12 protein-coding genes are annotated in these 13095 nt (G+C 49.4%); 3 read left to right on the top strand and 9 right to left on the bottom strand.

The genetic code is table 11. The features are described 5' to 3' along the window. Positions 1-82: 82 nt before the first annotated feature. Positions 83-1090: an oxidoreductase gene (locus RQP50_RS04785; protein WP_315743638.1), complete on the top strand. Its 1008-nt coding sequence runs from the start codon at positions 83-85 to the stop codon at positions 1088-1090. Between the two features lie 79 nt (positions 1091-1169). Here RQP50_RS04785 and RQP50_RS04780 read toward each other — a convergent pair whose 3' ends face one another. From RQP50_RS04780 to hemE, 9 genes are all read right to left on the bottom strand, one after another. Then, the gene (locus RQP50_RS04780) at positions 1170-1736 is read right to left on the bottom strand and encodes an STM3941 family protein (RefSeq protein WP_315743636.1); all 567 of its coding nucleotides are present in this window, start codon (positions 1734-1736) and stop codon (positions 1170-1172) included. A 103-nt stretch (positions 1737-1839) separates the two neighbouring features. Further along, on the bottom strand, positions 1840-3765 hold the full coding sequence (locus RQP50_RS04775) for an ABC-F family ATP-binding cassette domain-containing protein (RefSeq protein ID WP_315743634.1): 1926 nt from the start codon (positions 3763-3765) through the stop codon (positions 1840-1842). 229 nt (positions 3766-3994) lie between these two features. After that, positions 3995-4573, bottom strand: a complete 579-nt coding sequence (locus RQP50_RS04770) for a TetR/AcrR family transcriptional regulator (RefSeq protein WP_028533850.1) — start codon at positions 4571-4573, stop codon at positions 3995-3997. 115 nt (positions 4574-4688) lie between these two features. Further along, positions 4689-5558, bottom strand: coding sequence for a DUF92 domain-containing protein (locus tag RQP50_RS04765; protein WP_072729777.1), 870 nt, complete (start codon positions 5556-5558; stop codon positions 4689-4691). A gap of 29 nt (positions 5559-5587) precedes the next feature. Next, positions 5588-6271 (bottom strand): fumarylacetoacetate hydrolase family protein, encoded by a 684-nt coding sequence (locus tag RQP50_RS04760; protein ID WP_072729831.1) that lies wholly within the window; start codon positions 6269-6271, stop codon positions 5588-5590. A 52-nt stretch (positions 6272-6323) separates the two neighbouring features. Then, positions 6324-7577 (bottom strand): CapA family protein, encoded by a 1254-nt coding sequence (locus RQP50_RS04755; protein WP_072729778.1) that lies wholly within the window; start codon positions 7575-7577, stop codon positions 6324-6326. Positions 7578-7969: 392 nt separating this feature from the next. Then, entirely contained in the window at positions 7970-9448 is a 1479-nt protein-coding gene (hemG, locus tag RQP50_RS04750; protein ID WP_315743629.1) for a protoporphyrinogen oxidase, read from the bottom strand. Positions 9449-9474: 26 nt separating this feature from the next. Beyond that, entirely contained in the window at positions 9475-10419 is a 945-nt protein-coding gene (hemH, locus tag RQP50_RS04745; protein ID WP_315743627.1) for a ferrochelatase, read from the bottom strand. 32 nt (positions 10420-10451) lie between these two features. After that, positions 10452-11501 carry a uroporphyrinogen decarboxylase gene (gene hemE / locus RQP50_RS04740; protein WP_315743625.1) on the bottom strand — a complete coding sequence of 350 codons (1050 nt, stop codon included), beginning with the start codon at positions 11499-11501 and terminating at the stop codon, positions 10452-10454. Between the two features lie 577 nt (positions 11502-12078). On the opposite strand from hemE, the gene RQP50_RS29265 reads away from it, so the two are divergent. Beyond that, the gene (locus RQP50_RS29265) at positions 12079-12366 is read left to right on the top strand and encodes a spore germination protein (RefSeq protein WP_394358342.1); all 288 of its coding nucleotides are present in this window, start codon (positions 12079-12081) and stop codon (positions 12364-12366) included. Then, on the top strand, positions 12335-12955 hold the full coding sequence (locus tag RQP50_RS04735; protein ID WP_315743624.1) for a spore germination protein: 621 nt from the start codon (positions 12335-12337) through the stop codon (positions 12953-12955). The genes RQP50_RS29265 and RQP50_RS04735 overlap by 32 nt, the downstream gene beginning before the upstream one ends. Positions 12956-13095: the final 140 nt, after the last annotated feature.

Here is a 13095-nt window from a genome sequence, read left to right as displayed (position 1 = left end):
ACTCTGAAGCGAGTGATATCAGCCTGTCTTCTACCTAATTACACATAAGCAGCATGGAATGAAAGGGAGGTTCGAAGGTAAGATGAAACAGCAATTTGCAGCGTTATGGATTAACCAGCAAACGGATGGGACGCTGGATGTAAGTGTTCAACAATGTACCCCCGAGCAATTGTCAGCGGGAACCGTAACGATTCGTACCGCGTATTCTGGATTGAACTACAAAGACGCGCTTGCCTGCTCGCCAACAGGAAATATCGTAAAATCATACCCCTTCATCCCCGGAATTGATGTATCTGGGGTCATCATTGAATCAGAGGATAAACGATATTCGGCAGGACAGCGTGTACTAGTAACGGGATATGGGCTAGGCGTAACCCATACGGGCGGTCTCAGTGAGATTGTCCGCGTACCAGGCGATTGGATCGTTCCACTCCCCGATTTGCTCAGCCTAAGGGAAGCGATGATATTCGGCACAGCGGGTCTCACTGCTGCTCTCGCTGTCGAACGGATAGAACGCCATGGTATTACAACTGATAAAGGCCCTATCCTTGTTACTGGTGCGACAGGCGGAGTCGGCTCCATCGCAGTCTCTATGCTGGCACAGCTCGGATATGAGGTTGCCGCTTCTACAGGTAAAGCTCAGTATGAAGAGTTACTTCGTTCTCTTGGTGCCAAGCAGATTGTTGCACGTGAGGAACTTCTTCCAGAGCGGCCTCGGGCTCTCGATAAGCAGCGCTGGGCAGGAGCGATCGACGTCTGTGGCGGCGCGATTCTTGCCTCTGTCCTAGCGTCCCTCCATTACGGCGGGGCTGTGGCCGCAACAGGAATGACGGCTGGTGGAACTTTGCCGGCTTCTGTCTTCCCATTTATTCTGAGAGGGACCGCCTTATATGGCATCGATTCTGTATTCGTACCGAGTACAGATCGTGTCCGCCTCTGGTCACGAATCGCGGCGGAGTGGAAGTCATTCACCCATACCCCGAACTGGATTCATGAATTGCAGCTGACTGATGTCCCTAGCTATCTCAACCAGTTGCTCCAGGGCCAATCATCTGGGAGAGCCATCGTCAAGATTGGCGAAGATGAATAACAGTATGAATTGCGATTAATCGGCAGAATTGTTGAACGGTTTGCCGTACGAAAAAAAGAGCAGGAACCTCACATGGGGACTACCCACTGAGGTTACCTGCTCTTCTCTTATTCGCCAAAGTATGTTGCGACTTGGCACGATCCCAGCGTACGAGCATCTCTTGAGCCACTTGCTCCAGCGAGTCTCGAATGCCAACCTTTGGGATGTTGATCTGCGTATCAACGAATGCTCGGTTCGCTGACATGAGCGAACGTTTCCAGCCTGGACACCGAGCAAGGAATTCTTCCGGATTGGCCATCTTCACTCCCAGGAAGGATTGGCCCATCATATCGTACACTTTAATTTCTTCTACCTCTGACCACGATACTCTCCCTGCTGCCCCAAGCGAGGCTTGATCATAGAAGGCATCCGCTGTCAGGATGACAGCTGGCTTAGGGACTAACATGCGGTATGCGCAATATACACCGCTCATACCGAAAAATACGACACTTACTCCCCCTAGAAACACGACTCCACCTTCATTTTGCATGAGCATGACCATTCCAATCGCAATAAACACTATGGAACATAGGAACATGACGATTAACTTGCGCTTACTAGGATATATCACTATATCATGTGGTGCTGGTTCATACTTCCCCATCATACGAACGCTTCCCTTCACTCCGCTGATATTCCATCGTAGTTGCTTCGATCGCTATAATCATCGATGAACTATGGTGTATTCACATTCACTCGAACCAGCAGCATTATTTCGACTTCTCAGCCTCGATTTGCTCCGCTAGCTCGCTTAAATAAGTCCATCTCTCCATCAAATGCTCCAAGAGCTTCTGAGCCTCCGCATCTTCCTTCATCAGCTCCTGCAAGCGTACTGAATCATTGAACGCTTGTTCCATATCTTGCTGGATACGTTCAATATTGCTTTCCGCTTCCATGATTCGTTCCTCAATCTGTTCATACTCCCGCTCTTCCTTGTATGACATCTTGAGCTTAGGCTTGCGCTCCGATCGGCCCGCAGGATCTGCAGCAGTTCCTGTCTTCACTGTTGGCGTGCCGCCTTCTGTATTCGCCGCATGTGCATGCTTAGCTCTCCATTCCATATATTCGGAGTAATTGCCAACATGCTGGGAGACACGACCGTTCTCAAACGACCAAATACGTTCTGCCACTCGATCTAAGAAGTAACGATCATGAGATACCGTAATAACAACGCCAGGGAAGTCATCCAAATACTGTTCCAGCACAGCAAGTGTCTGTACATCCAAGTCATTCGTAGGCTCGTCAAGGAGCAGCACATTCGGCGCTTCCATCAAGATACGAAGCAGTTGAAGGCGTCGCTTCTCACCACCGGACAGCTTGCCAATCAATGTCCATTGCATTGTAGGGCTGAACATGAACCGTTCGAGCATTTGTGCAGCCGTTACGGTATACCCCTCGGCGGTTTGCACGGTCTCTGCTCCCTCACGTATATATTCGATGACACGAAGGGATTCATCCATCTCTTCATGTTCTTGTGTGAAGAATCCAATCCGAACCGTAGGACCGAGCACAATTGTCCCTTGCTGAGGTTCGCGCTTGCCTGCAATGACACGAAGCAATGTCGACTTGCCGCTTCCATTTGGCCCTATGATACCAATGCGATCCCCTGGAACTGCGATGTAGCTGAGATCCTTGAACAGCTCCCGTCCCTCAATCGAACATCCCAGAGACTCAATCTCCATGATCTTCTTCCCTAGCCGTGCAGACATCGCAGATATCTCCACTTGACCGTTCTTCGCAGCAGGGTTATCGGCCTGTAATTCCTCAAAGCGCTGAATTCGCGCCTTCTGCTTCGTCGACCGAGCCTGTGCCCCGCGCCGAATCCATGCCAGCTCATTACGGAGCAAATTCTGACGCTTATCCTCCGAGGCTGCTTCACGCGCCTCACGATCTGCCTTCAATTCAAGGAAACGCGTATAATTCGCTTCATAGAAATACGCGCGTCCTTGATCTAATTCAATCATGCGATTCGCGACGCGATCGAGGAAATAGCGATCATGCGTAATCATAATCAATGCACCGCTGCGCTTCTGAAGCAATGATTCCAACCACGCTACGGTCTCATTATCAATATGGTTCGTAGGTTCGTCCAGCAGCAGAAGATCCGAAGGATGAATAAGTGCTGACGCAAGCGCCACACGCTTACGCTGGCCACCTGAGAGATCGCCCATTCGGGCATCGAAGCGCTGAATCCCCAGACGGGACAGGATCGTCTTCGCATCGCTCTCAAGCTGCCAAGCCTGGAGGCGATCCATGTCGTCACTCGCGCGTACCAAGCGATGCTGTACTTGCTCATCATTCGGTTGGGAAGATGCTGCTTCCAAGCACGCGGTATACGTCCGGATTGCGACCATTTCTGGGGCATCCCCACCCATCACCTGATCCAATACAGTTGCATTAGGATCAAATTCCGGCTCCTGCGGCACAAATTGAACCCGAACGCGGCTGCCAACCATGATCTTGCCTTCCTCAACGGGCTCTAATCCCATAATCGTACGAAGGAATGTAGATTTCCCCGTCCCATTTACCCCAACAATTCCGAATCGATCCCCTTCTTCGATTCCGAATGATACATCTTTAAATAAAGTTTTGTCCCCATAACTTTTACCTAGCTGTTCAATCGTCATTACATGCATGAATTCCGTTCCTCCAATCAAGCATCAGCCATCTATAACGAAGGTGAAGCTGCAAGCGAACTAAGCTTACTTCATCCCCTTATAACCTTTTTCCTAACCCGTAGACACATCCAGATTGCAAATAGCTGTCAACAGTATAGAGTGCAGATTTATCCGCCTATCTCCTCTCCCATCATCGAAAGAGGAGAACCTACGGTTCCCCCCTTGCACGCGATCAGGTATGAAGCTGCTAGAGCGGTATGCCCTGCTTACAGCCATTCACAAACAACTCAGATGCGAACTGAATCCGCTGCCGCAAATCCTGGTTAGAAAAAGTCGGATTAAATAATATATCCATCTTGAGCATATCGAGCATACCGATAAATGATTTGGCATGAAGGAGAGGATCTGGCAAATTGAAATCCTCCATCGAGCTTGCGATTCGCTGTACATAACTCTTCATGAAGTTGCACAGCGCCTCCATCATTTCCGGATCCTTATTTGGCGCCTTGAAGAACAACTTCGTATACTCCCTGCGATTATAATAATATTCCAAATGATGCTCGGCAACGAAACCTAGACTTCCCTCCAAGGAGTCCCGCTCAAGAAGCCCCTGATCCAACTCTTGCAGAAATTGCTCAAAGCCTTGCATCATCATTACGGTAAACAGCTGCTCTTTGCTCTCGAAATATAAATATAGCGTTCCTTTGGCAATACCTGCCTTGTCAGCTATATCCGACATTTTCGTTTCATAAAAACCATTCGAACCGAAGAGTTCATAAGCCGCGTCCATAATCAACTGCAGCTTGTCACCCTGTCCATAACTCACTCGGTTCACCTCCTTGTACGCTGCTGCCATGGTTACTTACATTCTGCTTCGACTATAACATGAGACAGGAATGTTGTCGATTTCAATTGCATGACAATTGATCAACTCTTTTCGCCTATAACAGCAGAATGACAACAATAGACATCAGCCCGCCGGCACAAGAAGCAAGCAAGTTCACGTTATCATTATTTAACCAGGATAGGCCGCGGATGTGCTTGGTTGCTGCACCGCAGTGCATAAGCCGCTCAGTCGACGCCCCGCAAGCGTTGCATTGATATCCTGCTTGGATAGTTGCCCCCAGCAGGGAATCGACTAATGCGCCTGCAGTACCGCCAATTGATGCTGCGACTATGATAATCAGGAAATAGGTCCAATTCAATCCTTCAACAGGCTCTTGGCCTATGATTGCATGCTGCAGGATCATCAAGCACATTGCCGCCATTCCAATCGTGAACGCGCCTGCAACCGACGCCAGGGTTCCGAGGAGTGATATCGCCCCTGAAGTACCCGCTTCGACTTGCTTGCCACTTAACAGTGAGCGTGGTAATCGACGGCTCAGGCTGCCAATTTCGGTTGCCCATGTATCTGCATTCACGGTCGCCATTACCCCAATGAACAGCCACAGCCAATAGGGACTCGGCCAAATGAAATTGACGATGCATAGCAGCATCCCAATTCCACCATTCGCGAATACTTGTCCAGCATCACGCTCGCCTGTCTTCTCATAAATCTGATCCAGATGGGCCTTCTTCCGTTTCTTCCATTTCGACCAGAAGGTCGAAGATATGAAGAAAGTAAGCAGCAAGCCAAACCAGACAAGATCACCGCAGCTATAATAAATCGTACCCATGATCACGGCTGCAGCAGCCCCGGATCGTGTTAATGCACGCTTCCACAGGGCTGTTCCTGCTACAGCAGCGCTGCCGATAAATCCGATCAACCACGGATTGATGCTAAGCCCGAGTTCAATCCAACGATGGAGCATTGTAGCCCTCCTTACGTTCTACCATACCATCACCGCTCAACAGGAGGCTTGGCTGTAATGCGACAGCTGCCAACCAATTCTTCACCAAGTTTAAGCACCAATTCATCATGCTCTTCTATCGGCCCTACACCGGCTGGTGTGCCTGTAAAGATGATGTCGCCTGCACCTAGCCCATAATGCTCGGCAATGTGGTTGATAAGCACATCGATAGAGAACAGCATGTCCCGTGCTGTACCGGATTGAACAGCTTCTCCATTGCGTAGAAGGCTGAATGGCGAATCGAGCAATGCCTCAGTTCCTGGATACGGAAGGAAGTGTGTAATCGGGGCAGAATGCAGCACCCCCTTCGCCGCCATCCACGGATGACCCTTGCGCTTCAACACATCCTGAACATCACGCAGCGTAAAATCAATGCCCAGCGCATAGCCGTCAACTGCCTCATCTGCAGTCATGCCTGGCTGCACGGTTGTTCCGATATGCAGGACAAGCTCTAACTCATGGTGAACGGCTCCCAGATGCAGCGGAAGGGGCAGCAGTGTCCCTTCTGCTACGCTATGAACCGCATGAGATGGCTTCATAAATACCATTGGCTCTTGCGGAACCTCGTTGCCAAGCTCGGCAGCATGCATGCGGTAATTACGGCCAATGCAATACACATTACGAATATTAGAAGGATCTATCTCTCCTGTAAATTGCGACTTTACTGGATTCATGTTCATCCGTTTTTCCCCCACTTCATATGCAATTCATTATGATAAGTATAAGCTATGATTTCTTCCGAATGTTCCCGCCCTGATCGATCTGGACGCCCGGGGATATTTCCTGCACCCGTTTCATTAGCTTCTGCCCTCGTTCACCTTCGAGTGGAATAGCTTGCCCTACGTTTGTAAAGAACGGGGTCATCTTAAGCTCGCACTTCCCATCCTTCTTGCATTCCGCTTGAAGCGCCATCGTTTCCCAGGTTTTTGGGTTTTCTGCTTGCGTAAAAATAAAGTTGCCCATTGAGTATGCAATCCAGCTGTTTTTTTGCTGCTCGAAGCCCTGCACGACATGGGGATGGCCGCCAACGATGAGGTCTGCTCCGGAATCCACGAACAGCTTCGCCAGCTCCTTCTGCTTCGCATTCGGCTCGTCCGTCCGTTCTTCTCCCCAATGCGCAATCACGACAACAATATCCGCTTCCTTCTTGGCGGACTTGATTGCTTCTGCCGCCCGCTCCTTCGTCCCTTCATAGGTTGTTGCTACTCCAGGCTTGTTCTTCCACGCATACCAGGTGTCGTCCGGAATGACTCGACTAAGTCCTAAGAATGCCAGTTTAATGCCATTGCGCTCTACAATATGCGGCGTATAGGCTTCTTTGGAATTGTTTCCAGCTCCTATGTAAGCAATGTTAGCAGATTTTAATGCTTTAAATGTATCAAGCAGCCCTTCTTCACCTTGATCCATCGAATGATTATTGGCCAAATTGACAATATCGATTCCGGCCTCAGCCATTGCCTGTGCCATCTTCGGAGACGATTTGTATACAAACAGTTTGTTGTCTGCTGGAGAACCACCAGTCGTGAGCGGCGTCTCCAAATTTCCAATCGCAAGATCCGCATCCTGCAGCAGTGACTTCGCATAATAATAAGGGAAGTCATACCCTTTATCCTTCACAACATCCTCAACGCGACCTGACATCATCATGTCACCTACGAAGGCTAGACGAACTGTCGGCTCCTTCTTATCATCCGGCACTGCTGTTGCATCATCCGCATTGGCGTCCTTAGAATCCTTCGAGTCATCCGCACCTTCTGCGGTCTGATCTTGTCCGCCTGTCCCTTGCTTATCTCCGACAGGAGCTGTTATTCCATCCTGCGCTTCCGTTCCACCCAAATCGAACAACTTCCCCTGCCATGCAAACAGCGCTGCTGCAATGATGATGATACCTAGAACACTGTATCCCCATACAGCTCTCCGCTTCCTGTTCTGACGCTGCTCTCGCTGCTGCTTGTGACGTTCCGTTCTTGATAGCTCCATAAGCCCTCCTTCGTATGTTCATTTTTTTGTATGGTTAGATCCAATACATGCTAATTCTATTATAACAAGGGTACGATAGCCTCGGCAAAGAAGCATTTTCAACTCCCTCTACTCTGCCTATACCCAAACGAGGAACGAATGAACTACATTCTAAGTCCAACCAGTTCCAGTTCTAGTTCTAGTTCTAGTTCTAGTTCTAGTTCCAGCAGATGTTATTTAGTCTCATGGGCAGACATATATCTTTCTGCACCAATTTGCACCGCATGAACAATACAAAAAAAGAGGCCGTGTTCATACACGACCTCCTAATTATCACGATCTGTTATATACGTACGATATCGCACTCATTTTACAATGGCAGTATGTCAAGAACTGCAAGCTTCTGCAAGCGTTCAGGCCATGCTGCTCGCACATGCTGTCGGCATGCCGTTCTCTGAAGCAGTCTTAGCTAAGATTGCAACGGACTGTTCACCCGCCATTCGCCCGCTGTGAATACAGTCTGGCATTCCAACCCCTTCATAGGGTTGACCCGCAAGAAATACACCTGGCAATTGAGTTCCAACTGACGCGCGCAGCTTCTGAATCGCCTGCACATGTCCTACCGGATATTGCGGCATCGAGTGCTTCAGTCTCGTAACCTCTACGAACTCCGGCTCGGATGTAATTCCCATAAGGTCTCGCAATTCATTGCGAACCGTGCGCTTCAGCGCTTCATCCGGCCAGTCGACACGCTCCTCATCTCCCGCTCGCCCAATGTAGCAGCGAACGATAAGCTTATCCCCTCTTGAAGTATGGGGCCACTTGATCGATGTCCATGTGCAAGCCGTTATGGCTCGCTTCTCTTTGCGTGAGATGAGGAAGCCAGTTCCATCCATCGGCTTCTTCACCACACTGCGTTCGAATACACTGACAACATTGGCAACCGATACATGTTCAATCGCCCGTAGTGCAGATGTATCCACATGTCCCTCTAAGAAGGTCGAAGCATGGTACGATGGTGTTGTGACCACGATTGAGGACGTCTCTATCTGGCTCCCATCATGGAGATGGATGCGATAGCGGCCATCTTCCATCTTCTCGAATCGGTCAGCACTCACGCCCAATTGAACATTCACCTTCAATTCTCGCAGCACATCCTCCAAGCGCTCAACAAGTGAGGTTAGTCCGCTGCGGAACGTTAAGAAGGTGGAGCCTCTTGCCACATCCGGCAATCCAGGGAGATTCTGTCCAGCCTTCCGACTTGCCATCATTCCCTTGATAAGACTCCCATACTTCCGTTCTACTTCGGCAAATTGCGGGAACGTCTGCTGCAAGCTCAACTTGCTCATATCCCCTGCATAGATGCCGGCAAGCAGCGGCTCCGCAATGTGCTCCATCACTTCATGACCTAATCGCCGCTCCAAGAATGAGCCTAGCGACTCATCCTCAGTCGACATACGCGGCTTCTTGAACAAATCCATCAACGCTCGCAGTTTGCCCATGACAGAAATAAGGCCTGTCTTCGCGAATGGAGTAAGCTCAGTAGGAATTCCAAGAATAAGGCCTGGCGGCATGCGATGCATAACCCCCCGCCTTACAATGTATGTCTTCTTGGCATGTGGATTCGTAGCTACAAGCTCCGTCTCCAGTCCGAGATCGCGTGCTAAATCGATCATCGGCATCTTACGGGCGAGAAAGGAATCCGGTCCCTTCTCGATAACACATCCATCCTTGCGCAAGGTCTCGATCTTGCCTCCAAGTCGTGTTGCTTGCTCAATGATAGTTATATTCAGAGTTCGTCCGTTCTCTTCCGCCTTCTTTGCCGCGTAGTAGGCAGCGGACAACCCCGTTATTCCCCCGCCGATGATGACCAGATCCCGCGAACAGTTCATGTTACGCCCCTTCTTTCTCTAGCTCCCTATTGATCCAATTTCATAATCGTGTCGGCCAATACCGACATGAATTGTGGATCGTCGTTCAACATGCGAATGCGCTTGAAGCCAAGCTGCAAGTTCTGTGCATTCTGAAGTGCTTCAATGTCCAGATCATACAGGACTTCCAAATGATCGGATACGAATCCGATCGGTGCAGACAGCACCCACTTGGTTCCCTCGTCCGCAACAGTGGACAGCGTGTCTAATATATCTGGGCCAAGCCATGGTGTTGCAGTCTGGCCTGCACTTTGCCATGTAAAGCGCCATTGGCTATCCTTCAAGCCACACTGCTTGGCTATAGCTGCAGCTGTTGCATTCAATTCATCTGGATACGGATCGTTCATCTCCAGTATTCGTGCCGGCAAGCTGTGGGCGCTGAACAGCACCTCAACCGCTTCACGATCCACTCCTTCCTGTACGAATGCATCCAGCTGCTCATTCACTCGCTCCGCAAGCGCATCAATAAGTTCCGGATGCAGATGATAGCTATTCACACATTTCATCCGGATACCGTGCTTCTCCGCCTCTTCCTGAGCTCGTTTATTGTAGCCGCCGACACTCATCACGGAGTAATGCGGAGCCAGTACAATACTTACGGCCTCCGTAATACCGTCGTGCGCCATTGCTGCTACGCCGTCTTCTATATAAGGCTGAACATGCTTCAACCCTTGATAGCACATATACTGTACATTTGTATCTTCCGTGAGTCGATCCAAAGCAAGCTGCAAGCCAGCGACTTGACGATCCGTATGCTCACGAAGTGGAAATACACCGCCTACAATTGCTTCATAGCGCTCTTGCAGTTCAGCAAGCTGCTCGGCTGAAGGCGGATTTCCTCTCCGGATGTGCGTGTAATAGGGTTCGATTTCTTCCATGCTGCGTGGTGTCCCGTAAGACATGACGAGGACGCCTACTCTTCTCTTACTCATGCGCCACCTCCATCGTGATTTACTGCCAAGTTCTATTTACGAGAAACAATGGCTTCAGCCGAGTACGAGTGAACAAATTCCGTTAATTGCTTCAGCTTGTCTAGCGATGCCTCTGGGAATAGTCCGTGTCCAAGGTTGAATATATAACCTGGCTCCTTCACGCCTTCGTCTATAATATGAGCCGCTTCACGTTGAATAATGTCCATCGGACCGGTCAGCAGGTACGGATCAAGATTGCCTTGCACCGCATATTTGCCAGCCAAGCGCTTGCGACCTTCTGCAATCGACACACGCCAATCCAGTCCGATCACATCAGCCTTCAGCCCATGCAAATACGGCAGCAGCTCACCTGAGCTAACGCCTGGGAAGTAGATGCTTGGCACACCCAAATCAGATAATTCAGAATATATCCGTTCCATAACAGGGAGGACATATCTCACGTAATCACGTGGCGACAAGGAACCCACCCAGCTGTCAAATAACTGGAATGCCTTGCCCCCATTCGCAATCTGAGCTCGAATATAGCGAATAACCATATCGCCCAGCTTGTCCATAAGAGCGAACCATACTTCCGGCGCTTCATACATCATCGTCTTCGTCCGAATATAGGACTTCGATGGCCGTCCCTCAATGAGATAGCTCGCAATCGTGAACGGTGCTCCCGCAAATGTAATCAACGGTACGTTCAGCTCCGCGTCCAGTATCCGAATTGTCTCGAGAATATGCCCAAGATCTCCTTCTGGATCAACTGGCTTCAAGCGCTCAACATCCTTAGCAGTGCGGATCGGATTATGAATAACTGGACCAACCTGCGCTACAATATCGAAATCAATACCCATCGATGCGACTGGATTCATGATGTCTGAATAGAGGATAGCGGCATCGACACCAAGCTTCTTCACTGGCATCATCGTCACTTCCGCTGCCAAGTCTGGCTGGCGGCATATTTCAAGTAAGCTGTACTTCTCCTTAATCTTGCGATACTCCGGATCATAGCGACCCGCCTGGCGCATATACCATACTGGCAAGCGATCTACTGATTGTTTGCGGCATGCGCGGATAAAACGATCATTATAAGTCATAGATACCCTCCGAACGAACGGTATTGTGCAAATTGTTACAACCTGACGCTTCCATTATGCCCGTTTTCCAGAACGACCACAACCAGACCATCTCTCGAAGCTATGACAATCTGTTGACAATCGACGTCCGGAAATGAACAGACTTTGACATTTTATCATACATGCCCCTCCTTTGCCGATATTCCACCACTTCTCTGCGTTAATTCTGCGTATTGAAATTTGAACATGGACACGTTCGAGACAACCTTACCTTCATAAAATTTATAATGTTGCACATCATATGCTCATGGATTAGGGACACATAGGAGGGACAGCACTTATGGACTGGCTTCAGCAGCTGAATGACGCGTTCCATGATTGCGATGACTTAACCCGTGCGTTCTTATGCTGACGGAGAAGTAACGCTATATTACTTTGACCGCCTGCTTGATTGAAGGCAGTTCCAACAAATTGTGACCTCTTTCTTCGAGGATAACCCAACTGATGTGAGCATTATGCGAATGTTGTCCACATGGCAAGCCGTCAATGAGCCTAGTCCAGCAGCAAGCGAACGCTGTTTCATCACTTCCGTATTGGAATGCGGTATACCGTTCAAAACTGTTATACCGTTGCCTCTGGAGGCGCCCCGACTAGACCCGTTGGCGTTACAGAGCGAGAAACCTTAATCACGGGCCCACACGACGCCTTCATCGAAGATGCGTGCACCAACATCACTCTCTTGCGCCAGCGTTTGCGCACAACTCACCTCAAAGTGAAGCAAATAGACATCGGACACAAATGTACTCAATACGTTTACCTGGTTTACTTGGAAGGGAAAGTGGATAAGTCTGCACTTGCGCCGACTTCAGTTCCTTCAAATGGATGAAGTGATGGATGGAAATACAGTTGCAAAATATTTGGAGAATTCGCCGTACTCATTTTTCCCGCATTGGTACGATACAGAACGGCCTGATGCAATTGCTAGTTGTCTATCGCTTGGCAAAATCGCGCTAATTACGGATAACAGCCCTTCCGTGATGGCGGCTCCTGCACGTTTCTTGGAATTCTTCGCATCAACAGGGGACGCATATGAGAGATGGCATTTCTGCGTTTTTATTCGCTTTCTGCGTTTAGCTGCCTTCATGCTTACTATGCGTCATAACCGGATGACTGCCCCACTGTATATCGCTGAGAAGCATCTCAACACCACCCAGCCGCTTATTATTGAGAACGCTCAAGTCAGAAGGGAAATTCGAGTCCTTCGAACAGATCCCCATCCGGAGGTGGAAATCGTGTTAACCATCAAAGGAGCCACCACCTCTTCATTGAACGAGCTCGGCAACAATAAAGTCGGCACTTCAACAAACATTGCCAAAGAGCTTCAGCGCAAGTATGAGCAAGTCATTCACTTTCTGCAGGAGAATCGGACCGATTGCCTCGGAGTAGGCATGCATGTGCGCAATAAAATCGGGTAACCCGCTTATAAAGGGGAAGAATGGCCGGAGCGATTTGCGAAATCCAACATACGGTGCACAGTGAGTTTCACGAAAATTAACGAGGTGTAAGATTGATTGGCACGACACCTTTCAATATGACAACATTGTTATAGTACAAT

It is taken from the genome of Paenibacillus suaedae, from assembly GCF_032337355.1.
Lineage (GTDB): Bacteria > Bacillota > Bacilli > Paenibacillales > Paenibacillaceae > Paenibacillus_B > Paenibacillus_B suaedae.
Note: the sequence above shows the minus strand (reverse complement) of the source record. Positions and strands in the feature narration are given on the sequence as shown.